21 protein-coding genes are annotated in these 23,004 nt (G+C 73.3%); 4 read left to right on the top strand and 17 right to left on the bottom strand.

Annotated elements, in window-relative coordinates; all coding sequences use genetic code 11:
- Nucleotides 1-62 precede the first annotated feature (62 nt).
- Both ACIP5K_RS29690 and ACIP5K_RS29685 read left to right on the top strand, forming a co-directional pair.
- Entirely contained in the window at nucleotides 63-293 is a 231-nt protein-coding gene (locus ACIP5K_RS29690) for a hypothetical protein (protein WP_401414447.1), read from the top strand.
- Nucleotides 294-372: 79 nt separating this feature from the next.
- Nucleotides 373-681: an SCO5918 family protein gene (locus tag ACIP5K_RS29685; RefSeq protein ID WP_401414445.1), complete on the top strand. Its 309-nt coding sequence runs from the start codon at nucleotides 373-375 to the stop codon at nucleotides 679-681.
- 90 nt (nucleotides 682-771) lie between these two features.
- Here the strand turns inward: ACIP5K_RS29685 and ACIP5K_RS29680 are convergent, their stop codons facing one another.
- On the bottom strand, nucleotides 772-1,155 hold the full coding sequence (locus tag ACIP5K_RS29680; RefSeq protein ID WP_401414443.1) for a hypothetical protein: 384 nt from the start codon (nucleotides 1,153-1,155) through the stop codon (nucleotides 772-774).
- A gap of 160 nt (nucleotides 1,156-1,315) precedes the next feature.
- Between ACIP5K_RS29680 and ACIP5K_RS29675 the strand changes: the two genes are divergently transcribed.
- Nucleotides 1,316-1,648, top strand: coding sequence for a MerR family transcriptional regulator (locus ACIP5K_RS29675; RefSeq protein ID WP_401414441.1), 333 nt, complete (start codon nucleotides 1,316-1,318; stop codon nucleotides 1,646-1,648).
- Nucleotides 1,649-1,663: 15 nt separating this feature from the next.
- Here the strand turns inward: ACIP5K_RS29675 and ACIP5K_RS29670 are convergent, their stop codons facing one another.
- The gene (locus ACIP5K_RS29670) at nucleotides 1,664-3,445 is read right to left on the bottom strand and encodes a serine/threonine-protein kinase (RefSeq protein WP_401414439.1); all 1,782 of its coding nucleotides are present in this window, start codon (nucleotides 3,443-3,445) and stop codon (nucleotides 1,664-1,666) included.
- 340 nt (nucleotides 3,446-3,785) lie between these two features.
- Between ACIP5K_RS29670 and ACIP5K_RS29665 the strand changes: the two genes are divergently transcribed.
- On the top strand, nucleotides 3,786-4,433 hold the full coding sequence (locus ACIP5K_RS29665; protein WP_401414544.1) for a phosphatase PAP2 family protein: 648 nt from the start codon (nucleotides 3,786-3,788) through the stop codon (nucleotides 4,431-4,433).
- A gap of 7 nt (nucleotides 4,434-4,440) precedes the next feature.
- Here the strand turns inward: ACIP5K_RS29665 and ACIP5K_RS29660 are convergent, their stop codons facing one another.
- The 15 genes from ACIP5K_RS29660 to ACIP5K_RS29590 are packed head-to-tail and all read right to left on the bottom strand — an operon-like array spanning nucleotide 4,441 to nucleotide 22,995.
- Complete coding sequence (locus tag ACIP5K_RS29660) at nucleotides 4,441-5,766, bottom strand: glutamate-1-semialdehyde 2,1-aminomutase (protein ID WP_401414437.1); 1,326 nt, start codon at nucleotides 5,764-5,766, stop codon at nucleotides 4,441-4,443.
- 7 nt (nucleotides 5,767-5,773) lie between these two features.
- On the bottom strand, nucleotides 5,774-6,325 hold the full coding sequence (locus tag ACIP5K_RS29655; RefSeq protein WP_401414436.1) for a dTDP-4-dehydrorhamnose 3,5-epimerase family protein: 552 nt from the start codon (nucleotides 6,323-6,325) through the stop codon (nucleotides 5,774-5,776).
- A complete protein-coding gene (locus tag ACIP5K_RS29650; protein WP_401414434.1) occupies nucleotides 6,322-7,554 on the bottom strand; it encodes a polysaccharide pyruvyl transferase family protein in 1,233 nt (410 codons plus the stop codon). Before ACIP5K_RS29650 ends, ACIP5K_RS29655 begins: the two co-directional genes overlap by 4 nt.
- Nucleotides 7,551-8,498: a glycosyltransferase family 2 protein gene (locus tag ACIP5K_RS29645; RefSeq protein WP_401414433.1), complete on the bottom strand. Its 948-nt coding sequence runs from the start codon at nucleotides 8,496-8,498 to the stop codon at nucleotides 7,551-7,553. The genes ACIP5K_RS29650 and ACIP5K_RS29645 overlap by 4 nt, the downstream gene beginning before the upstream one ends.
- Nucleotides 8,495-9,787, bottom strand: a complete 1,293-nt coding sequence (locus ACIP5K_RS29640) for a hypothetical protein (protein ID WP_401414431.1) — start codon at nucleotides 9,785-9,787, stop codon at nucleotides 8,495-8,497. The genes ACIP5K_RS29645 and ACIP5K_RS29640 overlap by 4 nt, the downstream gene beginning before the upstream one ends.
- A gap of 5 nt (nucleotides 9,788-9,792) precedes the next feature.
- Entirely contained in the window at nucleotides 9,793-11,067 is a 1,275-nt protein-coding gene (locus tag ACIP5K_RS29635) for a DUF4910 domain-containing protein (RefSeq protein WP_401414429.1), read from the bottom strand.
- Nucleotides 11,064-12,089, bottom strand: coding sequence for an NAD-dependent epimerase/dehydratase family protein (locus ACIP5K_RS29630; protein WP_401414428.1), 1,026 nt, complete (start codon nucleotides 12,087-12,089; stop codon nucleotides 11,064-11,066). The genes ACIP5K_RS29635 and ACIP5K_RS29630 overlap by 4 nt, the downstream gene beginning before the upstream one ends.
- A gap of 3 nt (nucleotides 12,090-12,092) precedes the next feature.
- The gene (locus ACIP5K_RS29625; RefSeq protein ID WP_401414426.1) at nucleotides 12,093-12,740 is read right to left on the bottom strand and encodes a PIG-L deacetylase family protein; all 648 of its coding nucleotides are present in this window, start codon (nucleotides 12,738-12,740) and stop codon (nucleotides 12,093-12,095) included.
- A complete protein-coding gene (locus ACIP5K_RS29620; RefSeq protein ID WP_401414424.1) occupies nucleotides 12,737-13,531 on the bottom strand; it encodes a glucose-1-phosphate cytidylyltransferase in 795 nt (264 codons plus the stop codon). Before ACIP5K_RS29620 ends, ACIP5K_RS29625 begins: the two co-directional genes overlap by 4 nt.
- Entirely contained in the window at nucleotides 13,528-14,781 is a 1,254-nt protein-coding gene (locus ACIP5K_RS29615) for a class I SAM-dependent methyltransferase (RefSeq protein ID WP_401414422.1), read from the bottom strand. The genes ACIP5K_RS29620 and ACIP5K_RS29615 overlap by 4 nt, the downstream gene beginning before the upstream one ends.
- Nucleotides 14,778-16,019 (bottom strand): glycosyltransferase, encoded by a 1,242-nt coding sequence (locus tag ACIP5K_RS29610; protein ID WP_401414420.1) that lies wholly within the window; start codon nucleotides 16,017-16,019, stop codon nucleotides 14,778-14,780. The genes ACIP5K_RS29615 and ACIP5K_RS29610 overlap by 4 nt, the downstream gene beginning before the upstream one ends.
- A 2-nt stretch (nucleotides 16,020-16,021) precedes the next feature.
- Entirely contained in the window at nucleotides 16,022-17,317 is a 1,296-nt protein-coding gene (locus ACIP5K_RS29605) for an O-antigen ligase domain-containing protein (protein ID WP_401414418.1), read from the bottom strand.
- Nucleotide 17,318: 1 nt separating this feature from the next.
- The gene (locus ACIP5K_RS29600; protein WP_401414416.1) at nucleotides 17,319-18,863 is read right to left on the bottom strand and encodes a right-handed parallel beta-helix repeat-containing protein; all 1,545 of its coding nucleotides are present in this window, start codon (nucleotides 18,861-18,863) and stop codon (nucleotides 17,319-17,321) included.
- Nucleotides 18,864-18,871: 8 nt separating this feature from the next.
- A complete protein-coding gene (locus ACIP5K_RS29595) occupies nucleotides 18,872-20,815 on the bottom strand; it encodes an alginate lyase family protein (protein WP_401414414.1) in 1,944 nt (647 codons plus the stop codon).
- A complete protein-coding gene (locus ACIP5K_RS29590; protein ID WP_401414412.1) occupies nucleotides 20,812-22,995 on the bottom strand; it encodes a bi-domain-containing oxidoreductase in 2,184 nt (727 codons plus the stop codon). The genes ACIP5K_RS29595 and ACIP5K_RS29590 overlap by 4 nt, the downstream gene beginning before the upstream one ends.
- Between the last annotated feature and the right edge of the window lie 9 nt (nucleotides 22,996-23,004).

Here is a 23,004-nt window from a genome sequence, read left to right as displayed (position 1 = left end):
CGTCACCTCCGTACCCGTTCCCTGCCGCAGGAGGCCCGCCCATTCACGTCCAGGAGACGCCCATGACATTGCTTCACATCCCGCAGCACACGCCCGGACCGCAGGTCAGGGACGACATGACCGTCGAGGTCGCGCTCTCCGTCCTGGCCGGAGCACGCAGCGGCCATCTGGTTCTGTGCGACGATGACGACGCCCGCACCGGTGTGATCACCCTGGCCCAGCTCACCGCTGCACGCGCCACCCCGACGTACACGGATCATGTCCGGTTGCGCGACGTCGTCGGCATCGGCTGAGCGTCCGCCCAGGTCGCCCCGCCCGCCCCGACCCGTCCGACCTGCGGTTCCGCCCTTTTCTTCTCGTTTGTGAGGCATCATGCGCTGCGTCATCGCCCGCTTTCCGTTCGACCTGACCCACAGTGGTGTGCTGGCCACGATGCAGGGAGTCAAGGCCGAGCCGGTCACCGGCGCGTATGTGATCATCGGCCGTCGCCGCTACCCCGCCAAGCAGGTCGGCCGGCTCGTCACCGGTCAGGACCCCCGCGACTTCGCCACCGGGGAGGTCGTCCGCGCCATGACCCGCCTCGGCTTCACCTGCCGCACCGCCGAGGAGCCCGCTCCGCAGAGCGACCTGTCCGCCGTGCAGGCGGCGTCGCGCATGCTGGGTGAGCCCTCGGCGCGCTGAGCACCGGGCTGATCCGCCCGACACGGACGAGGGGCCCCGCCGGTATCCACCGGCGGGGCCCCTCGTCCGTTCGTGTCGTCCGTTCGTCGGTCAGTGCTCGGAGTAGGCGAAGTCGCCCACCGTCCAGGCGGTCACGTCGTCGAGGGCGACGCGGTACATCCCGCCCGTCTCCGGGATGCCCATGGTCCCTTGCAGGATGCGGGCGCGGTGGAAGTGCAGGTGGGTGGGGTCCGCGGCGGGTTCGGGCGGCGCCGTGCCGGGCTCCTTCGCGGGCAGCGGGAACACCCGGGCGAGCGCGCCCAGTTCGGCGGAGTCCGTCAACACCTCGGAGACCCGCTGTCGCCACACGGACTCCGGGGCCAGCAGACCGGTGATGACGGCGCCGCCGACGACCACGGTCAAGGACATGCGATGAGTCTGCTCGGACTCCACCGTGGCGGCGAGATCGACGAGCAGTGCGTCAGGCTTGGACATGGCCGCAGATTCTATGCAGCGCCGGGCCCGCGCGCAGCTTGTGTCGCCGTCGGCCCGCCGCCGCGCGGGAGCGGGACCCGCGCATGGTGTTGAATTTCCCCCGGGGCCTCGCTGCCGTACGGCGCCGGGGTCTCTCGACGGATGAGACCTTGAAGGTGGAATGACGGCAGACAACCCGCTCAGCGGCCGGCTGGACGACGACGACTACCCCGCGTACTCGATGGGCCGGGCGGCCGAAATGCTCGGCACCACCCCCGGCTTCCTGCGGGCGCTCGGTGACGCCCGCCTGATCACCCCGCTCCGGTCGGACGGCGGCCACCGCCGCTACTCGCGCTATCAGCTGCGGGTCGCCGCCCGCGCCCGGGAACTCGTCGACCAGGGCACGCCCATCGAGGCGGCCTGCCGCATCGTGATCCTCGAGGACCAGCTCGAGGAGGCGCAGCGGCTGAACGAGCTGTACCGCCGCGCGGCGCACGGCGACACGCCCGCCTGAGCCCCGTCCCCCGGGTCAGGACCGCTGTGTGGAGAAGGTCGTGCAGTTCGCCCCGTAGACCAGCCCGTCGAGGTGGTCGGGGGTCGAGCTGTCGTACGTCGCCGACAGGTTGACCGCGGCGTAGCCGGGCGGCTGGTCGATCCAGTGGCTGGCCCGGAGGGTCAGCACGCCGCCCGTGTACGTCCCTTCCATCGCGAACGAGCCGCGGGGCACCCCCGGGTTGGAGGGCGCCGGGTAGAACGAGAACACGGCGTCGGCGCTGCCGTCGCCGTGCTGCTCGACGGTGAGCGACAGACCGGTGATGCCCTGGTTGCAGAGATAGCTGCCGTCCCACCGGCCCGACAGGTCGTCCGTCTCCTCGGAGTCGGAGGGCGTCGGGCTGTCCGACGTGCTCTCGTCGGGGGTCGGGGACGTACTGGGCGAAGGGCTGGAGGACGGGCTGTCCGTCGCGGGCACCACCGGTGCGGAGTCCGAGGGCGACGGCGTGTCGGAGTACGACGGCGAGGAGGGCGAGGAGGGCGAGGAGTACGACGAGTACGAGGAGCCCGACGAGGGGCTGCTGGAGCTTCCGCCCGCGTTCGAGCCCCCGCCGAGGACGGCGTCGGCCTGCCAGGCGACAAGACCGATGGCCAGCACCCCGGCGAGAGCCGCGGCGACCACGCCCGCCCGCCGGCCGCGCGACGGCTTCCCGGGCGGTCCGCCGGGGCCGCCGGGCAGCGGCGCCGGGCGGGTCGCCGTCGGCGGCCCGAAGCCGCCGGTCGCCGACCCGGCGAAGGCCGTCGGCGTGTAGGCGGGCGGCGGCGTCGAGGGCACCGGGGGCGCCTGCGGCCGCGGGCCGGTGACGGTCGACGCGCCGTACGGCGGCGGCGTCCGGGGCGGCGGCGGTGTGCCGCCCCGGAACGGCGGCGCACCGTCGCGCACCGCGCGCACCCCGGCGGCGACGGCCGCCGGGAGCCAGTCCGCGCTGGTGAACAACAGCGTCGTGCGGGTCGCGTCGGTCAGCTCGGCCAGCAGCTCCCCGACCCGCGGCCGGGCCGCCGGGTTCTTGGCCAGGCAGCGCGCGAGCAGGGGCCGCAGTGCGGCGGGCACGGGCGTCAGGTCGGGTTCGCCGTGCACGATGCGGTACATGAGGCCCTGCGCCGAGCCGGTGCCGAAGGGGCCCGCGCCGGACGCGGTGAACGCGAGGACCGCGCCCAGCGCGAACACGTCGCTGGCGGGTCCGACCGGCTCCCCCGTCAGCTGCTCGGGCGACATGAAGCCGGGCGTCCCGATCACCACTCCGGTCCGGGTGATCGCGCTGGCCTCGGTCGCCGTCGAGATGCCGAAGTCGATGACGCGCGGCCCGTCCGCCGCCAGGAGGACGTTCGACGGCTTCAGGTCGCGGTGCACGAGCCCCGCCGCGTGGATGGCCTCCAGCGCCTCCGCGAGGCCCGCCGCCAGGGTGGCGACCGGTTCCGCCGCCCATGCTCCGTGCAGCGCCACCGCCGCGTCGAGCGAGAGGCCCGGCACGTAGGCGGTGGCGAGCCAGGGCGGGTCCGCCTCGGCGTCCGCGTCCACCACCCCCGCGGTGAACACCCCGTTCACCCGGCGCGCGGCGGCGACCTCCCGCGCGAACCGCGCCCGGAACTCCCGGTCCTCCGCCAGCTCGGGACGCACCACCTTCACCGCGACCGCGCGGCCGCCCTTGGAACGCGCCAGATACACCCGCCCCATGCCGCCGGCCCCCAGCCGGCCCACCACCCGATACGGTCCGATCCGCTCCGGATCGCCCGCCCCGACCGCCTGTGTTCCTGCCACCGGTCCCCCAAGGTCCACCCGCGCTCCTGTCCGCGCAGGGCAGACATCATGGCGCCAGCAAGCGCTTGTGGATGTCTGTTTACCGCAGACTCGGACCGACTCGTGACACTCGCGCGGGGTTGCGCCGAGTTGGGCTGCTCGCCCCGGGCGCATCAGCTGACGAATCATCTGGTTTCCGGCACGGGAACGGCGTTCGAGGAGCGATGATGGGCGCTGGACGGTCGGCCGGACACGACAGGGAGCACACGCGGTGAATCGCCTGGCAGAAGCAGACCTGGACGGCGGGCACGAAGGCCACCCGCACCGGGCGGGGACCGACGGGCCGGCGACGCCCGAGGCGCTGCACCGGCCCTCGCGCGCGCCGCTCGGCCTGGTCGCCGCGCTCGCCGCGGTGGTGGTCGCCGTCCTCGCCGTCATGTACGCGGACCACACCGCGCCCGGCACCGTGGACCGGTGGTTCATCGATCCGACGGCGGACAGCGTGGGGCAGCCGTGGCGGCGCATCGCCCTGGGCCTCGACTTCCTCGGCGAGCCCGTGGGGTCGGTGGCGCTGGTCGTGCTCCTCGTCGCGGGCTGTCTGCTGCTGCGGCGGCCCCGGTCGGCGGCGCTCGTCGTCGCGGGTGCCGTGGTGTCCGTGGTCGCGACGACCCTGGTCAAGCACGTGGTGGGCCGCACCATCCACGGCCCCGGCAACCTCTCGTACCCGAGCGGCCACACCGCCTTCGCCACCGCGCTCGCGGTGGCCCTCGCCCTGTGCGCGGCCGGCCTGCTCGGGCTCGGCCGCGCGGCGGGGCTCGCCCTGGTGCTCGGCGTCGCGCTGGCCGGCGGCGCCACGATGGGGTGGGCCCAGGTCGCCCTGGGCGCGCACTACCCGACGGACGTGCTCGGCGGCTGGTGCACCGCGCTCGTCCTGGTCCCGGCGACCGGGTGGCTGATCGACCGGACGGCCGGCCGGATGTCCGGTGCCGGCCTCCCGGTGCGTCACTGACGGCCGCTCACACCAGGCGGCGGAAGACGGGCCTGACCGGCCGTCCGCCCAGCCAAGGGGTGGGATCGCCCGCGTCCAGTGCCGTGCGGTAGACCGCGCAGGCAGCGGCGACGGCCTCCACGGTCTGCTCGATGTCGGCGTCGGTGAGCGCGCTGCTCACCACGAACGACGGCGCCAGCACGCCGCTCGCGAGGAGTTGCCGCAAGAAGAGCGTGCGGTACTCCTGCGAGGGCCGCAGCTTCTCGTCGAGGGTGCCGAAGACGAGGTTGCTGGCCCGGCCGCGGACGACGACGTGGTCCGCGACGCCCGCCGTGGCCGCGGCCTCCCGGACCCCGGCGGCGAGCCGCTCGCCGAGGGTGTGCAGCCGCGCGGTGATGCCCTCCTCGACGTAGGTGCCGAGCACGGCCATGGCCGCGGCCAGGGAGTGCGTCTCCGCGCCGTGCGTGGTCGACAGCAGGAACACCCGCTCGTGCGGATGGCGCAGGCCGCCGTGCTCCATGAGGTCGCGCCGTCCGGCGAGGGCGGAGACCGCGAACCCGTTGCCCAGCGCCTTGCCGAACGTGGAGAGGTCGGGCACGACGCCGTACAGCCCCTGCGCACCGGCCTCGGACCAGCGCAGGCCGGTGATCATCTCGTCGAACACCAGCAGGCAGCCGTGCCGGTCCGCCAGCTCGCGCAGGCCCGCGAGATATCCCTCCGGCGGCTCGGAGTGGCCCGCGGGTTCGAGGATCAGGCAGGCGACCTCGTCCCGGTACCGGGTCAGCAGTTCCTCGGTGGCGGCCAGGTCCCCGTACGGGAACGTCACCGTCAGCTCGTTGATCGCGTCCGGGATGCCGGCGGCCATCGGGGTGGTGCCGATGAACCAGTCGTCGACGGAGAAGAACGGCTGGTCGGCGCAGATGGCCACGCGGGCCCGCCCGGTGACCGCGCGGGCCAGCCGGACCGCGGCGGTGGTCACGTCCGAGCCGTTCTTCGCGAACTTCACCATGTCGGCGGTCGGCACGGTGGCCAGGAACCGCTCGGCGGCCGCCACCTCCACGATGGAGGGCCGCACGAAGTTGCTCCCCCGGTCCAGTTCGCGCCGCACCGCCTCCAGCACCCGGGGATGGGCGTGGCCGAGGCTGACCGACCGCAGGCCGGAGCCGTACTCGACGTAGCGGTTGCCGTCGACGTCCCACACCTCGGCGCCCCGGCCGTGGCTGATGACCGGTGCCAGGTCCTCGGGGTACTGGTCGTCGCCCTTGGCGTACGTGTGTGCGCCGCCGGGGATCAGCGCGTGCAGTCGCTCGTTCGCCGCCAGGGATCGGGGCAGCGCGAAGTCGTTCTGGTGCAAGCCGGCGTCATCCTCTCTGGAGTTTCAGGACCTCGGCGAGGCGGGGCGCCTCGCGGTCCCGCGGGGACATCGACGTGACCGGCAGCGGCCAGGGAATGGCGAACTCCGGGTCGTCGAAGGCGATCGTCACGTCCTCGGACGGATCGTGGGGGCGGTCGATCCGGTACGACGTGTCGGCGGTCTCGGTGAGCGACTGGAAGCCGTGCGCGCATCCCGCCGGGATGTACACGGTCCGCTGGGTGTCGCCGGACAGTTCGAAGAAGGCGCGGTTGCGGTAGGTCGGCGACGCGGGCCGCAGGTCCACGACGACGTCGAAGATCTTCCCGTGGGAGCAGCGCACCAGCTTGGCCTCGCCCGCGCCGGAGCGCAGGTGCAGGCCGCGCACCACGCCCCGGACCGTGCGGGACACGCTGTCCTGCACGAAGGCGTTCGGGTCGAGCCCCACCGAGCGGATCACCTCGGCGTCGAAGGTGCGGCAGAAGAAGCCGCGTTCGTCGGTGTGCGGGGTGGGTTCGAGGAGGAACGCCCCGTCGATCTCGGGGACTTCGATCGCCTTCATGCCGTCTCCCGCAGGGCCTTGGCGCGAGGGTGCGCCGGGAACAGGGTGGTGGTCAACGCGCGGAACTGGTCGGCGAGTTGTTCCGTCGCCGTGCGATTGGTCGCGACGAGGGTCCGCCGCAGTTCGGCCGCGTCCTTCTCCAGGGCGCGGAACTGTTCGAGCAGCCGGTCGGCGTCGACCTCGCGCGCCGGGTGGCAGTGGGCGCCGAGGCCCATCCGCTCCATGAGCGCCTCGCTCTTCGTGGCGTAGCAGAGGGCGAGGACGGGGACTCCCGTCTTCAGGGCGCAGATCAGATTGTGGTAGCGGACCGCGACGACGGCGTCGGCGGCGGCCATCTCGGCCATCAGGTCGGCCAGGGAGGCCGGTTCGGCCGCGGTGACCAGGGGCGAGTCGACGGCGGCGAGGATCGCGTCGACCACCGCCGTGTCGCACCGGTCGCCGGTGAGCAGGCGCACCGGCCGGCCCTCGCCGGTGAGGGTGCGCACGAAGCGGATGGTGCCGTCGAGGTAGCGCCGGTGGATCTCGTCGGCGCGGGCCCGGTCGTCGTTGCCGCCGTGGAAGTCCATGACGCCGAGGCAGACCGTGCCGGGCGTGCCGGTGGGCGCGTCCGGTCGTGGCGCCGGGAGGGAGAACGCGAGGTCGGGGTAGACCTCGTCGCGGCCGGTGTCCACGCCCATGGCCCGCATCGCGTCGCGGGACGGGCCGTCGCGGTACGAGCGGTAGGCGGCGCAGCGGGCGGACCAGCGGACCAGGGCGCGGGTGGGCCGGCTGCGGATCTCGGCGGCGCCGACGCCGACGAGGGCGACCGGGGTGCGCTGGAGCCGTCCGCTCGCGCAGAGCAGGAAGAGCGAGTACGGGAAGCCCCACGGCCGCAGCGGGAGGGTGGCCTCCAGGACGCCCATGCCGGGGACGATGACCACGTCGTGGCGGCGCACCCAGGCGGCGGTGCGGAAGACGTCGACGAGCTTGCCGGCGCCCTTCGCGGCGACGGAGCCGAGGCGGGAGGCGGTCCGGTACTCCGCGCGGTTCCAGTGCAGCCGAGTCGCGGGGATGCCGAAGCGGGCCGTGACGGCCTCGGGTCCGCCGCAGAGCGCGTCCACGACGGCGTCCGGGTGATCGGTGCGCAGGTAGCGCAGGACGGCTTCGAGGGATCCGTCGTTGCCCAGGTTGCCCGAGCCGAGCAGCCCGAACACCCCCACCCGCACGGGCCGGCGCGGTGCGGCGCTCATGTCCGCCTCCCCTCGCGGCCGGCGACGATGTCGTCGACGGAGACCGTGAGCTGCGCCGGGTCGACGGGGGCCCGGTCCTCGACGCGTTCACCGGCGCCGGGCCGCACCCGGCTGGTCGTCCAGGCGGCGAGGTGGCGGTAGCAGGCGCGCCGGTCGGCCGGGGACAGCGGGGCGCGGCGCACCGCCGAGGCGAAGCCCCACAGGTATTCGGCGAGCAGCCGGGGCGTGGGGTGCAGCGGGCCCGCCCGGCGCGGGTCGAGGTTGACGCACCGGGAGCGCTTGGAGGGGTTGGCCCGCTCGGCGCGGCCCGGGTGGTCGCGGCGGAAGTACAGCAGCTCCGGCACCTGGTGGAAGCGGCCGTGCAGGGTGATCTCGGCGACGTAGGTGCGGTCCGCGTGGTGGTAGCTGTCCATGGGCTTCACGCGGCGCAGCACGTCGGTGCGCAGGACGCCGTAGAAGTCGTCGCCGCCCGGCTCGAAGAGCAGGCTGCGGAAGCGCTCCGGCGCGTGCGGGGAGGCGGTCTTGAGGGTGTACTCGTAGGGGACGGTCACCCTGCCGCCGCCGTCGATGACGGCCTGGTCGGTGTGGGCGAGGATGACGTCGGGGTGCTCGTCGAGCGCCTCGACGCACCGGCGCAGGAGGTCGCGGCCGTAGAGGTCGTCGTGCGAGGCCCACTTGAACAGTTCGCCGCGGGCCTGGTCGAGCAGCCGGTTGTGGTTCGGGGTGGCGCCGATGTTGCGGGGCAGCCGCTGGTAGCGGATCCGGGAGTCCTTGGCCTCGTACAGGCGGCAGATGTCCTGGGTGCCGTCGGTGGAGGCGTTGTCCGAGATGATCAGCTCGAAGTCCTCGTACGTCTGGCCCAGCAGCGCGTCGAGGGACTCGGCCAGGTACTCCTCGCCGTTGTAGACGGGCAGGCCGACGCTCAGCCTGGGGTGGGGGGTCATGTGTTCCTCACTTCGGGAATGGGGTGGTGATGGCGCAGGCCCGACCGCAGGGACAGCCACCACACGGCCGAGCCGATCAGCGTCGCGACGGCGACGCCCCAGGCCGAGCCGACCGTGCCGCCGGCGACCGCGCCGCCGAGGCCGCCGCTGACGTAGCAGGCGGAGGCGAACAGCTGGGAGCGCAGGCTCAGCCGGGCCGCGCCGAGTGCCCGCAGACCGGCCGCCGCGCCGGTACCGAGGCCGGCGCCCGCGACGCCGAGGGTGATCGGCACGATGAGCCGGGAGGCGGAGTGCCAGACGTCGCCGAGGACGAGGTCGCCCGCCCGGTCGGGCATCAGCAGCAGCGCCGTGCCCCACAGCAGCGCTCCGGCGGCCTGGCCGCCGCCGAGCAGGAGGCAGAAGCGGTAGAGGCGTTGCGGGGCCTGCCGCAGCACCCGGGCCGCCTCGGGGACGGTGACGAGCGAGAGGCCCATCAGCACGGCGAGGAACGGGCCCATCAGGAGTTCCGCGCCGCGGACGGCGCCGACCGCGCTGACGCCGACGATCGCGCCGAGGCCGTAGGCGCGCACCTGGCTGGCGCCGCTGAGGCAGGTGTTCTCGACGAGGTAGCGGTAGCCGAGGTCGCGCTGTTCGCGCAGCCAGCCGCGGGCGCGGGTGACCCGGGGCAGGATGCCGGACTGGACGTAGCCGTAGGCGCCCGCCACGGTGGCGGAGGCGCCCCAGGCGACGACGAAGGCGGCCACGGTGTCCACGCGGGCGGCCACGACCATGGCCGGGACGAGGGCCACGCCCCACACGACGTCGTTGAGGAACGCCTTGCGTCCGACGCCCGCGGCGAAGAACGAGTACCGCCAGGCGTCCTGGAGCAGCAGCCCCGGGAGCATGACGCCGAGGCAGGCGAACGCGGGCCCGACCCGGCCGCCGGCCGTCAGCCCGGCGGCCAGGCACACCACGCCGAGGACGGAGCCGACGCCGAGCGCGGTGCCGGTGGACCGGGCCACCGCCCCGCGCCAGGTGTCCTCGGCGACCCCGCTGAAGCGGACCACGAGCGGGTCGGTGGCGAGCCCGCGCGAGATGTTGAGCACCACGCCGTACGTGACCCAGGCGAGGCTGAAGACGCCGAAGGCGGCCACCCCCAGCGAGCGGGCCACATAGATGCCCACCACGAAGTTGGAGATGCTGGAGGCCGCCTGGTCGGCCAGGCCCCAGGACAGGCGTCCGAGCAGGGCCCGCTTCGCCGAGCCCGCCGGCTGCGCCGTGATCCGCGCGCTCTCCCCCTCCGTGGCCATCGGCGTCACGCCTTGACCAGTCCGGCGCCGTGCAGGGCGGCGGCGGCGTCGGCGACGGTGTCGAAGGGCAGCCCGGAGCGCTCGGCGACGTCCAGCAGCGTGTGCGCGCCGTCGGACAGGCTGAGCACCCAGAGCATGGCCATCTGCGCCTGCTTGGTGTCGCTGCGCCCGCCGAGCGCGTCGTACAGTCCGCGCCGCCCCAACTGCGGCTCGCCGTACGGGCTGAGGTTGACGTAGGCGCGGTTGCGGTCGAGGACGCCGAACGCCTCCCGGAGCACCGCGAGGGTGTCCGTCATCGCCTCCGGGGCGACGAAGTCGAGGTCGTCCGCGGAGGTGTGGTACTCCGGATATCCGGCGTACGGGGTGCGGGTCAGCGAGCCCACGCCGAGGTCGAAGCCGGGCGAGCAGTACTGCCGCTCGTCGTATCCGTACGGCGTGAACTCGTTGACCCGGTGGGGGCGTTCGGAGGTGCGCAGCACGTGCCGCAGCACCCGGTCGATCTCGGCGTCGCCCCTTCGGCTCTGCTTGTACGTGAGTTGCCCCCTGTCCCCGGCGCAGGCCAGCACGATCCCGTGTCTGACCCGCTCGACCCGCTCGGCGTTGCGGGCGAGCCAGGTGATGGCTCCGATGGTGCCGGGCGCGTAGATGAACCGGTAGGTGTAGTACGGGTTCCGCTCGGCGAGTTCGCGGGCCAGGAAGGTCGCCACGGCGATGCCGGCCAGGTTGTCGTTGGCCAGCGACGGGTGGCAGGTGTGGCAGGAGACGATCACCTCGTCGGACACCTGGCCGGGGACCACGTGCTCGGCGTAGGTGAGGTGGCCGTCCGCGAGGGTGGAGTCGACGCGCACCTCGTAGTCGCCGTCGGGCAGCGCGTCCAGGGTCTCCTGGGCCAGGCAGAATCCCCACTCCGGCTTGTAGTAACTCGTGCGGTAGGGGACCCACTCGGGCCGGTCCGGCAGGGTGTGCAGGTGGGCGCGCAGCTCGGCGAGCGGCATGGTCCGCGCCACCGGGACGCTGTAGCCGAGCACGTGCAGGCTGGACGCCGCGAAGTCGACGACCCTCCTGCCGGTGCTGTCGGCGATGTACGCGTCCCGGATGTTCCACTCCTGCGGCACCGTCCAGTCGAGCACCTGGGTGCCGGTCGGCACCTCGTGCACCTGGAGCGGGACGTACTCCCCGACGATGTCCAGGGTGGCGCGCACCCCGTCGCCGGTGATGCTCCGGCAGAGCGGGTACATCCGCTCCACCAGAGCATGCATCTCCTCGCCGGCAGAGCTCATCGGCGCCACCGCAGGGTGTCGTCGACGGCGCCGGACCCGGACGCCGCGCGCAGCACGGCGAGCCGGGTGAAGCGCTGGTCGAAGTCGTCCTTGGTCAGCTTGTGCTCGCGGTACCTGTCGGCGAGTTCGCGGGCGCCCCGCTCGACCGTCCACGCGCAGTCGAAGCCGGGGATCGCGGCGCGGAAGCGGGAGAAGTCCACCCGGTACGAGCGCGGGTCGGCGCCGTTCTCCCCGGTGATCCGCACCTTCGCCCCGGCGACCGCCTCGGCGACCTGGTCGGCGATCTCGGCGACGGTGACGTTGTTGACCTCGCTGCCGATGTTGAACGCCCGGTCGTGCACCGCCTCGCGGGGCGCGGTCAGGGCGGCGGTGAAGGCCTGCGCGATGTCGGCGGCGTGCACCAGCGGGCGCCAGGGCGTGCCGTCGGACAGGACGAGGACCTCGCCGGACAGCAGCGCGTGTCCGACCAGGTTGTTGAGGACGATGTCGGCGCGCAGCCGCGGCGAGAAGCCGAACGCGGTGGCGTTGCGCATGTACACCGGGGTGAAGTCGTCGTCGGCGAGCGCGTGCAGGTCGTCCTCCACCCGCACCTTGGACTCCGCGTACGGGGTCACCGGGCGCAGCGGGGCGTCCTCGGCGACCAGGTCGTCGCCGCCCGCGGCGCCGTACACCGAGCAGGTCGACGCGTACAGGAAGCGCCGCACCCCCGCCTCGCGGGCGAGCCGGGCCAGCCGGACGGACGCGTGGTGGTTGATGTCGTAGGTGAGTTCGGGTGCCAGGGAGCCGAGCGGGTCGTTGGACAGCGCGGCCAGGTGGATGACGGCGTCGACGCCCGCCACGTGTTCGGCGGTGACGTCGCGCAGGTCCACCCGGTGCCCCTGCGGGTCGTCGGGCAGCGGGCCGAGGACGCAGTCGGCGAACAGTCCGGCGTCGAGCCCGACGACGTCGTGTCCGGCGGCGGCGAGGACCGGCGCCATGACGGTGCCGAGATAGCCCTGGTGTCCGGTCAGCAGTACGCGCAAGGTTCAATCCCCCAGGTCGAGCGTGAGTTTGGTGACGGCGAAGGCCTCGGCGTAGCGCGCGTGGCATTCGATGCCGCGAATGCGGGCGAGGCCGAGGAAGGCCTCGCGGTCGTACCAGGGCCGGTGCCGCTGCGAGGGGTAGTGCTCCTGGAGCAGCGTGACCTTCTGTTCGGCGGTCTCCGGCGACAGCGGCTGGTACGCCGCCGGCCGGCCGAGGTCGCCGTCCCACTTGACGATCTCGTAGCCGAGCACGAGGTGGTCGCGGAAGGCCGTGGTCATCAGGCGCGCCAGGCCCCGGTGGTCCTGGTGCGCGTCGTCGGTGCGCGGGGCCAGGACGAGGTCCGGGTCGGCGCGCTCGCGCAGCTCCTCGACCGCGGCCTTGGCCTCCGGCCAGTACGCCGGGAAGCGGCCGTCCGGCATCTTGTCGACGGTCAGCCGCAGATCGGCGCCGGGGCAGAAGGCGGCGAGCGCGGCCCGCTCCTCCTGCTCCCGGTCGGTGCCGCCGCCGGACAGCACCAGCGCGTCGACCCGCAGGCCGGGCCGCGCCCGGCACAGGGCCAGCAGGGTGCCGCCGGCGCCGATGGCGATGTCGTCGCAGTGGGCGCCGACGGCGACGATCCGGTCGAGGGGACCGGCTCCGAGGCGGATCACCCGTGTACCCCCGCGGTGTCCTGTTCCCAGACGGCCCACGGGCGCTCGCCGCGCGCGTAGGCGGCGTCGAGGGCGGCACGCTCCTTCACCGTGTCGGTCGGCTTCCAGAAGCCGCGGTGGCGGTGGGCGACCAGGCGGCCCTCCTTGGCGAGCCGGCCGCAGCCGTCGGCGACCAGGTCGCCGTTCTCCGGGATGTGGTCGAAGACCTCCTGGCGGAGCACGAAGTAGCCGCCGTTCTCCCACAGCGGCATGTCGCTCACCGCGGTGATGCCGCCGACGAGTCCGTCCTCGGCGAGCTCCACGCAGTGGAAGGAGGACTGGGGCGGGACGACCATCATCGACGCGCCCGCGTCCCGCTCGGCGAACCGGTCGATCATCTCCGGCAGCGGGGCGTCGGTGAGCACGTCGGCGTAGTTGGCGAGGAACATCTCGTCGCCGTCGAGGTGGTGGCGGACCCGGCGCAGCCGCTCCCCGATCGGGGACTCGATGCCGGTCTGGGCGAAGGTGATGGTCCAGTCCGAGATGTCGGTGGACAGCAGCTCCGTCCTGCCGCCCCTGAGCACGAAGTCGTTGGACGTCGTCTCCTCGTAGTTGAGGAAGAAGTCCTTGATGTGGTGGGCGCCGTAGCCGAGGCACAGGATGAACTCCGTGTGCCCGAAGTGCGCGTAGTAGCGCATGACGTGCCAGATCAGCGGCCGGGGTCCGACCATCGCCATCGGCTTGGGCACGTCGTCGGTGGCGCCGCTGCGCATCCGCATGCCGTAACCGCCGCAGAAGAGAACGACCTTCATGCCGAGACCTCCTTCGAAGACGCACCCTCGACGATGCTCAGTTCCGGGACCGGGAAGACGAGCCGGCCGCCCCACTCGTGGACGAAGGAGAGCTGCTCGACGAGTTCGTCCCGCAGGTTCCACGGCAGGACGAGGACGTAGTCGGGCCGGTCGGCGGCGATCTGCTCGGGCGGCAGGATCGGGATGCGGGTGCCGGGGGTGTACCGGCCGTGCTTGTAGGGGTTGCGGTCGACCGTGTACGCGAGCAGGTCGGGCCGGATGCCGCAGTGGTTGAGCAGGGTGTTGCCCTTGCCGGGGGCGCCGTAGCCGACGACGCTCTCGCCGCGGTCGGCCGCGTCGATGAGGAACCGCAGCAGGTCGCGGCGGACCTTGGCGACCCGGGCGGAGAACTCGGTGTACCCGGAGAGCTCCTGGAGTCCGGCGGCCTTCTCGCGGGCCAGGACGTCGGTGACGCGCGGCGAGGGCTCGCCGGCCGCCTCGGCGGGACGCGCCCACAGCCGGACGGAGCCGCCGTGGGTGGGCAGCAGCTCGACGTCGACGAGGGTCAGTCCGCCGCTGGCCAGGGCCCGGATCGCGGACGCGACCGTGTAGTACTGGAAGTGCTCGTGGTAGATCGTGTCGTACTGGTTCTCCTCGATCAGGGTGAGCAGGTGCTGCACCTCGATGGAGACCCAGCCGTCGTCGGCGACGAGCGCGCGCAGCCCCTGGGTGAACCCGATGACGTCGGGTATGTGCGCGTACACGTTGTTCGCCACGACCAGGTTCGCCGGGCCGTGTTCGGCGCGGACGGCCGCCCCGGTCTCCGGGCTGAGGAACTCGGTGAGCGTGGGCACGCCCGCGTCCCTGGCCGCCGCGCCGACGTTCACCGACGGCTCGACGCCCAGGCAGCGGATGTCGCGGTCCACCACGTGCTTGAGGAGGTAGCCGTCGTTGCTCGCGACCTCGACGACGAAGGAGTCGGCGCCGAGCCCCGCCCGTTCCACGGCGTCGGCGACGAAGGTGCGCGCGTGCTCCACCCAGGAGGTGGAGAACGAGGAGAAGTACGCGTACTCCTTGAACGTCTCCTCGGGTGTGATGAGCGGTGGGATCTGCGCCAGCCAGCAGTCGGTGCAGACCCGCAGGTGCAACGGGTACGCCGGCTCCGGCTGGTCCAGTCGGTCAGCGGCGAGGAAGCTCTCGCACGGCGGTGTCGCCCCAAGGTCGACGACGCTCGCCATGGCTTCCGAGCCGCAGAGTCGGCATCGTGTCATGTACTTTCCCCATCCCCCCTGCTCGCGCGGGTGTCCCCGCCACGAGTCGGTGCTGCCCGCCCCGCGATCGCGGTGCGGTACTCCTCCATCAGGCGCTCCAGGCCGACGGCCGGGCTGAAGCCCCGCTCGTACCGGCCGCGGGCCGCCCGGCCCATCTCCTGGTTGCGGACCGGGTCGGCCGCGATCCGCTCCAGGCGGGAAGCGAGCGAGGCGGCGTCGCCCGGCCGGTGCAACAGCCCGGTGACGCCCTCCTCGACGAGTTCGACGAACGCCCCGTGGCCGGCGGCGACGACCGGCACGCCGGCCGCCATCGCCTCGACGGCGACCAGGCCGAACGCTTCGAGCCAGGTCGAGGGGGCCACCACGGCGACCGCACCCGCGGTCACCTTGCGGCACTCCGCCGTGTCCAGCAGGCCCGCGTGGCGCACGTCGTCGCGGCCCGCCGCCCAGGCGCCGACCTCGCGCTCCAGGGGCCCGGTGCCGGCGATCACGAGCGGCACGCCGAGGCCGCCCCGGGCCGCGAGCAGGTCCCACGCGGCCATCAGCAGGCGGATCCCCTTGGCCTCCGCGAGCCGGCCGAGGAAGAGCAGGTGCTCCCCCTCGCCGACGCGGCGGGCGCCGGGGTCGGGCACGAAGTTGTGCTTGACGGCCAGCCGGTCGGCCGGCATCCCCGCCGCCGCGAGCACGTCGCGCTGCGCCGCGGAGATGCACAGGAACCGCTCCACCCCGGACCACCAGCGGCGCCGGTTCACGGACAGGCTCACCGCGAGCGGCACGGTGGCGAGCCGGGAGCCGCGGTAGCAGCCGTGCCGGACGGCGGGCAGCGGGGTGCCGCCGACGCACTCGGTGCAGGCGGCGCCGTCCCGCTGGAGCGTGCCGGGCGGGCAGACCTGGGTGTAGTTGTGCAGCGTCGCGACGGCGGGCACGTCGGCGTCGGCGCAGGCCGCGAGGACCGCCGGCGACAGCAGCGGGAAGACGTTGTGGACGTGGACGATGTCCGGCCGCTCGGCGCGCAGCCGCGCCGCGAGTTCCGAGCGGACCGCGGGGTTCCACGGGACGAGCAGCGGCAGCGCGGCCTTGCCGAGCAGGGAGCGGCGGGCGATGTCGTCGCTGCGCCGCTCGAACACGTCGACCCGGTGGCCGGCCGCGCGCAGCAGCTCCACCTCCTGGTCGACGACCTTGTTCTCCCCGCTCGGCTGTGCCGAGGCATAGCGGTTGTGCACCACGAGGACGTGCATGCTCAGGTCACCTCCGGGCGTCGGGCCCAGCGCGGGATGTACGGACGGGACGAGGCGCGCGACTGCGGCGGCACCACGGGCGGCGGCGTCGGCGTCGGCCGGGTGCCGGGCCCGGCCAGCAGGGCCGCGGCCAGGCCGAGATGGAGCAGGTACGGGGAGGCGTCGCCGAGGCCGGCCTCGGTGTAGGACGCGATCGCGCAGTAGCTGATCAGGAAGATCGCGCAGGCCCGTTGCAGGGAGGGCGGCCGCAGCAGCGCGACCCCGGCCAGCACCAGGATGATCACGGCAACGATGGTGACGCCGATCATGCCCTGTTCGTTGTAGACGGCCAGCCAGCTGTTGTCGATGGGCAGTCCGCCGAAGGACTTGTCGCCCAGGCCCACGCCGAACAGCTCCTGGGAGACCGACCGCGGCTGGGCGAGCAGGGCGTCCCAGACCTTGGCGCGGCCGGTGAGGTTGGAGAAGTTCTCCTGGCTCTGCCCGCGCAGGAACCAGGCCTGGAGCGCGGAGGCGAAGCCCACGGCGAGGACCGTGGCGATCACCACCGTCCAGGTGAAGAACCGGCGGGCGGCGGCGCTGGTCAGCAGCAGCGAGCCGATCGCCAGGACCAGTCCGATGAGCAGGCCGAGGGTGGCCGTGCGGGTGTGGGTCAGCATGAGCAGGACGAGCGACGGCACGATGACGACCGTCGCGCTCCTGCGGTCGGTGCGCCGGCCCAGGAGCAGCAGCACGGTGAGGCCGATGATCACGGCGGCGTACTGGCCGATCTGCGGCGGGGTGAGCGGCCACAGGGCGCCGACGAGCCGTCCTCCGTAGATCTCGGGCATCGCCGCGCCGGGCGAGACGACCAGGCCCGCGGCGACCGTCCCGAGCACGGCGAAGTACACCCGGATGTGGTGCCGTACGAAGGTCAGGCCGCCGTCCCACCAGCGGGTGAGCAGCCACAGCGTGCCCACGAAGAGGGCGAGCCGGGTGCAGCGGAACAGCGCGCCGAACCCGGACTCCAGGTGGACGCTGGAGAGCACGCTCGGCACCAGCAGCAGGGTCAGCAGGAGCACGTACGCGCTGGGCCGGAACCGCAGCCGGAGGTTGACCGCGAGCGCGAGGGCGAACGCGGCGACCAGCGAGCCCATGGTGACCATCTGGATGAGCGAGCGGGGCAGCGGGATGATCGTCTTCGCGCCGGCGGAGCCGAGCGTGTTGAGGATCAGCAGCCCCCAGGCGACGCCGGCGAGCCGCGGCGGGCCCGCCGGGCGCGGCCCGGTGTCCCGCGCCGGGGTGTGGAGCGCCGCGGTCATCTCAACCACCCGCCCGCGGTTCGAGGGTGGAGCCCTTGTCCTGCCGGAAGCCCTGGCTCTTCCACTGCGAGAAATCGATGACCTTGCTCTGGTCCTGGACGACGAACTTCCAGGGTCCGCGGTAGACGTTGTCGTGCCAGCGGTTGTCCTGCTTGTGGGTGATCGCCTCGGCGACCTTCTCGCCCTGGTACGGCGACCAGTCGGGATAGGTGCCGTAGTTGGCGAGCACCGCCATGCGGTCGCACTTCTCGGTGCACTTGACGACGGACTTGTCGAGCACGAAGCGGTTGTCGTGGATGTCCACCCGCTGGGTCTTCCAGCGGCAGTCGCCGTACAGCGGTGCCTTGCCTATGCCCGGTTCGGCGCACCGCTTGGTCTTCTTCACCAGGAGGGTGCAGTCGCCGGAGGAGGTGTTGGCGGGGCTGTTGCAGAACCGGTCGGCGTTCTCCCAGAGGGTGATCCCGGACCAGTTGTCCTCCAGCAGGTTGCCGTAGATGTCGATCTTGTCGGTACGGGCCTTGATCCGTGGTTCGCCGCCGGACTCGGAGAGGTAGACGGTGGCGAACGGGAAGGTGTCACCGCTCCTGGCCGCCTTGCGGCCCTCGACCCAGTTGTTGTGCCGGATGGTGTTGTTCCGGATGACCGCGTTGTAGCTGGTCTCGTAGATCAGCGCGGCGCCGTCGTTGTCCTCCAGGACGTTCTTCTCGATGCGGAAGTCGTTGTTGTTGGTGTCGGCCCACAGGCCCGTGCCGCGGTTGTCGTGCACCCAGTTGCCGCGCACGTCGGCGCCGTCGACGGCCCAGAACTTGATGCCTCCGGTGCAGCCGCAGCCCTTGCGCTTGCGCTCCCAGTCGCCGGTGTTGTTGCCGACGATCTCGTTGCCCTCGACGACGAGGCCGGTGAGCCGGCCGCCGCCCTTGTACGCGTTCATGCCGTACTGGCCGTTGTCGCGCAGGCAGTTGGCGCGGACCTGCTGGCCGACGCCGGCCATCAGCGCGGCGCCGTCGTTGTTCTGGATCCTCGAGTGCTCGATCACCCAGCCGTCGCCCGAGTCGTGGTTGACCACGCCCTCGTCCGGCGGGGCCACGAACCGCTGCACCGTCAGGTGGCTGATGGTGACGTCGGTGGCGGTGCCGGTGAACGCGTACTGGTTCTTCTTGGCGCCGTCGAGCACCGCGCCGGGCGCCCCGAGGTAGCGGTCGCCCTTCTTGGGCACGATCTGGGCGTAGCGGTCGGGGTCGAGCCGGTGGGTGCCCGGGCGCAGCCAGAACGTGGTGTGCGCGGGACTGCTCTTGGTCTTCTCCGCGAGGTCGCCGACCTTCTTGGGGTCGATGGTGACCGCGCCGGCCGGTGCCTTCGCCGGTCCGGCCGGGGGCTCGGCGCACACCCGGGCCACGGGTGTCTTCGCCGGTGCGGCGGCCGACGGGGTGCTCTTCGGCTTGGCCCCGGCCTCCGACGTCGGCGTGCTGTCGCAGCCGGCCGTCGCCAGCAGGACCAGCGTCAGCGGTGCCACCGCGAACGCCCAGTGCCGTCTTTTGTGGTCCACGTGTGCCCCTAGCCGCGGAATCTGAGCACGGTCGTGAAGTCGGCGGCGCCGTCGGCGCTGCCGGTCCCGACCAGTGTGGTGGTGGGTTCCTTGCGTCCGAAGCCCGGCGAGTACCAGCCCAGCGGCGGATCACTCTCCCCGCGGTGCGCCCGCCAGGACAGCTGCCCGGGCAGGTCGAGCACGGCGGAGCGGCCCTCGCCCTCGTGGATCCAGGTGAGGACGGCGCGGCCGCCCACCAGGTCGGCGGCGACGGCCGGGCCCAGGTGGAAGGCGAGCCGGACGTCGCGGCGCGGCCCGCGGACCTCGTCGACCAGGCGCAGTTCCTCGGTCGCGGTGGTCAGCTCGACCCGGCGGCGGTGCACGGACGGCTGGTAGCCGTCGTGCTCGGCGCTCCACCGGGCCACGCCGTCGGCGGAGGTGTCGACGTCCAGGACACGGGTGCGCGCGTGCCGGGTCCACAGGAACGGGCCGCCGGACGCGGACTGGTCGGTGCCGTCCAGCTCCAGGGTGTTGTGGCCCAGGGTGGAGCGGAAGTACCGCCGCCACTCGGGCTCGCCGTGGTAGCAGAAGGTCCCGGGGTCGGCGAGCACGTCGACCCCGTCGTGCCGGACCTCGACGGACAGCGCGTCGGCGTGGGCGTGCGCGGCGATGGACAGGAAGCCGTGCGGGCCGCCGTCGCAGCGGACCCAGAGCTTCTCCGGGCCGCGCAGCACGGTCGTCCCGGCGTCGGCGAAGTGGGCGGGGCGGGTCCGCGGCCGGGTCACGGCCGGGGTCGCCCGGTGGATGAGGGCGGCCAGCAGCGGGGTGCGCACATCGGTGGCGGTCACCTCGGGCCACCAGTCGAGCCGGCCGAACGCGGCGTCGCCGGTGGCGAGCAGCGAGGCCCAGCGGTCGGTGCCCGCGCCGTCCACGATCAGGCCGTGGCCGTCGTCGGCGTCGCCCTGGCGCGGCGACCGGAGCCGGTTGTCGACGACGGCGGCGAGCGCGTCGGTCATCCGCAGCAGGACGATCCGCAGGGTCGCCGGGACCGGCCGGCCCGCGGCGTCGGCCTCGGCCAGCGCGGCCAGGCCGAGTTCGAGGACGAGCCCGTGGTATTCGGAGGCCAGCTCGCGGTTGAGGCCGGAGTGGAAGGTGTTGGCGCGCAGGTTCCTGTCGAGGGAGCGCAGCGCGTTCTCCCGCCAGCGGGGCGAGTCCGGGAACCAGTCGAAGGCGCAGGCCGACGCGTACTGGCCGGCGGTCTCGGCGATGACGTGGTTGTTGGCCGACGAGCCCCGGCTGGGGAACGCGGCCAGCCAGCGCTGGTGGTGCCAGATCTGGCCGACCGCCACCGGGTTGTCCTCGAACAGCGCGCCGGCGCCGGACCAGCCGTCGAGGAGCCGGCGCACCCACACCCAGGACAGCAGCCGGATGCCCAGCTCGATGCCGCTGATCCAGTGCACGCCGCGCAGCGGCGGGTTGGCCGCCCACCACGAGCGCAGGTGGTCGGCGGCGCGCTCGGCGTACCGCTCGTCGCCGGTGACCGCGTAGGCGGCGGCGAGCCGGGTGAGGTGCTGGTGCCGGGAGGGCTCCCAGATCTGCTTGATGTCGCCGACCGTGTCCTCGTCGCGGTACGGCACGTCGAAGGCGTAGCCGGCCGAGGCGCGGCGGCCGGTCTTCGGGTCGCGCGACCAGTCGGGGTCGGTCAGGTCGTCGCGGGCCACGCCGAAGTACTCGGCGTGCCCGTCCAGCAGCCGGTCCGCGTCGGCGACGAGCCGCTTGGCGGCGTCCGGCGGGATCGCGGCGATCGTCCCGGCGGGCAGGACGGCCGTGAACCGGGCGCCGGTCACGGCCGGTGCCGCCGGCCGCGCCGTCCGCCACCGGCGGCGGCGGGCCGCGTCGCCGGCCCGGCCGGCGATCTCCTGCGGTCCCATCCGGGACAGGCGCCGCAGGTACCAGCCCGCGCTCATGGTCATCGGGACCCCGCCAACGTCACGGGCGCGCCACTGGCCAGGCCGGTCCGGACGGCGAGGGTGGCCGCGGTGGTGGCGACCAGCGACTCCAGCGGCACCGGCATCGGGCCGCCGGTGCGTACGGCCCTGATGAACGCGGCGAGTTCGGCGTTCTGTCCCTTGTCGCGGGTCTTGGGCAGGCGCGAGCTGACCCAGCGCTTGCGGCCGTAGACGGAGGCGCGGACGAAGTCGTCGAAGCGGAGCACCTTGCCGTCCGCGACCAGGTCGAGCGTCTCCTTGGGGTAGCCGGGGGCGCCGGTGGTGACGTAGCTGATGGTGGCGGTGGAGCCGTCCGGGTAGCCCACGACGACCTGGAGGTCCTCGTTCCCCGCGGGGGCGGTCGCGTAGACCGAGACCGGGTCGGAGTCGAGCAGCCAGCTCGCCGTGTCGATGAAGTGGCCGCCCTCACCGGCGAAGCGCGAGCCCTCGGTGCCCTGCTGGAGGTACCAGCTGCCCTGCTGGAGCCGTCCGGCGTTCACCAGGTAGCGCAGGCTGGCCGGTCCGGTGCGGACGCCGAACCGGCCCTTGGCCTCGTGCAGCAGCGGGGCGAAGCGCCGGTTGAAGCCCACCTGGAGCCGGTCGTTGCCGGACTCCTCGACCGCGGCGAGGACATCGGCCAGTTCGTCCTCGGTGAGCGCCAGGGGCTTCTCCACGAACACGGACTTGCCCGCGAGGAGGGCCTGCCGGGTCAGTTCGGCGTGCGAGCTGTGCCGGGTGACGACGAAGACCGCGTCGATCGACGTGTCGCCGAGGACGGCGTCGAGGTCGGTGGTCGCCTCGGCGAAGCCGAACTTGCGCTGGGCGTTGGCCGCCGACAGCGCGGTCGTGGTGACGACGGTGGCCAGTTCGACGCCGTCGCGCTCGCTCAGGTGGGGCAGCAGCATCGAGGTCGCGTAGTTGCCCGCGCCGACGAAGGCGACCCGCACCGGGGACGGGACGGCCCGTGCGGTCCGGGGCCGCGCGCTCACGGCGGGCACGGCCACCCGCGGTGCGGGGATCTCCGCCGGGGACTCCGCGGGCTGGTCGGCGTAGCGGAACAGGACGGCCACGGCCTTCAGTTCGCCGTCCTTCAGGCGCTGGTAGGTGTCCACCGCGTCGTCGAAGTCGGCGACGTGGGAGATCAGCGGCTCCACGTCGACCCGGCCGCGCGCGACGAGGTCGAGGAAGCAGGCGAGGTTGCGGCGCTCGGTCCAGCGCACGTACCCGATCGGGTAGTCGCGGCCCTCCAGCTCGTACTCCGGGTCGTAGCGCCCGGGGCCGTAGCTGCGCGAGAAGCGGACGTCGAGCTCCTTCTCGTAGTACGCGTTCCAGGGCAGGTCGAGGCGGCACTTGCCGATGTCGACGACGCGGCCGCGGTCGCGGCAGAGCCGGGCCGCCAGCTCGACGGGCTGGTTGCTGGCGCCGCCCGCGGCCAGGTACACCTGGTCCACGCCGTATCCGCCGGTGAGCTCGGCGACGGCGCTCTCCACGGCGGCGGACGCGGGGTCGCCGGTGGCGGCGGCGCCCAGGCTCTCGGCGAGGGCGCAGCGGCTCGGGTCGGGGTCGACGCCGACGACGCGGACGCCCGCGGCGGTGAGCAGCTGCGCCACCAGCTGGCCGATCAGGCCGAGCCCGATGACCAGGGCGGACTCGCCGAGCTGCGGCTCGCCCTGGCGGACGCCCTGGAGCGCGATGGAGCCGACGGTGCCGAAGGCCGCGTGCCGGGGCGCGAGGCCGTCGGGGACCGGGCTGTAGAGGTTCTTCGGCACCCAGTTCAGCTCGGCGTGCAGCGCGTGCTCGTTGCCCGCGCAGGCCACGAGGTCGCCGACCTTGACGTCGTCGACGCCCGCGCCGACCTGCTCGACGATCCCGCACAGCGAGTAGCCGAGCGGTGTGTAGGAGTCCAGCTTGCCCATCACCTTGCGATAGGTGGCGGGCACCCCGTTGGTGGCCACGCTCTGCATGACCTTGGCCACCTGGTCGGGGCGGGAGCGCGCCTTGCCCAGCATCGACATGCCGGCCTCGGACACCTTCATCAGCTCGGTCCCGGTGGAGATCAGCGAGTAGGCGCTGCGGACCAGCACCCCACCCGGCTTGCATCCCGGTACCGGCACGTCGAGCACCGCCAGCTCGCCGCTCTTGTAGTTCTGTACGACCTGCTTCACCCGAACTCC

This window comes from Streptomyces sp. NPDC088785 (assembly GCF_044750685.1).
Lineage (GTDB): Bacteria > Actinomycetota > Actinomycetes > Streptomycetales > Streptomycetaceae > Streptomyces.
The sequence above is the reverse complement of the archived record's forward strand: the minus strand, read 5'-3'. Positions and strand labels throughout refer to the sequence as shown.

Coding starts and splice junctions, on each gene's coding strand:
- ACIP5K_RS29690 (WP_401414447.1), top strand. CDS start 63: ATGACATTGCTTCACATCCCGCAGCACACGCCCGGACCGCAGGTCAGG.
- ACIP5K_RS29685 (WP_401414445.1), top strand. CDS start 373: ATGCGCTGCGTCATCGCCCGCTTTCCGTTCGACCTGACCCACAGTGGT.
- ACIP5K_RS29680 (WP_401414443.1), bottom strand. CDS start 1,155: ATGTCCAAGCCTGACGCACTGCTCGTCGATCTCGCCGCCACGGTGGAG.
- ACIP5K_RS29675 (WP_401414441.1), top strand. CDS start 1,316: ATGACGGCAGACAACCCGCTCAGCGGCCGGCTGGACGACGACGACTAC.
- ACIP5K_RS29655 (WP_401414436.1), bottom strand. CDS start 6,325: ATGAAGGCGATCGAAGTCCCCGAGATCGACGGGGCGTTCCTCCTCGAA.
- ACIP5K_RS29650 (WP_401414434.1), bottom strand. CDS start 7,554: ATGAGCGCCGCACCGCGCCGGCCCGTGCGGGTGGGGGTGTTCGGGCTG.
- ACIP5K_RS29645 (WP_401414433.1), bottom strand. CDS start 8,498: ATGACCCCCCACCCCAGGCTGAGCGTCGGCCTGCCCGTCTACAACGGC.
- ACIP5K_RS29640 (WP_401414431.1), bottom strand. CDS start 9,787: ATGGCCACGGAGGGGGAGAGCGCGCGGATCACGGCGCAGCCGGCGGGC.
- ACIP5K_RS29635 (WP_401414429.1), bottom strand. CDS start 11,067: ATGAGCTCTGCCGGCGAGGAGATGCATGCTCTGGTGGAGCGGATGTAC.
- ACIP5K_RS29620 (WP_401414424.1), bottom strand. CDS start 13,531: ATGAAGGTCGTTCTCTTCTGCGGCGGTTACGGCATGCGGATGCGCAGC.
- ACIP5K_RS29615 (WP_401414422.1), bottom strand. CDS start 14,781: ATGACACGATGCCGACTCTGCGGCTCGGAAGCCATGGCGAGCGTCGTC.
- ACIP5K_RS29610 (WP_401414420.1), bottom strand. CDS start 16,019: ATGCACGTCCTCGTGGTGCACAACCGCTATGCCTCGGCACAGCCGAGC.
- ACIP5K_RS29605 (WP_401414418.1), bottom strand. CDS start 17,317: ATGACCGCGGCGCTCCACACCCCGGCGCGGGACACCGGGCCGCGCCCG.
- ACIP5K_RS29595 (WP_401414414.1), bottom strand. CDS start 20,815: ATGACCATGAGCGCGGGCTGGTACCTGCGGCGCCTGTCCCGGATGGGA.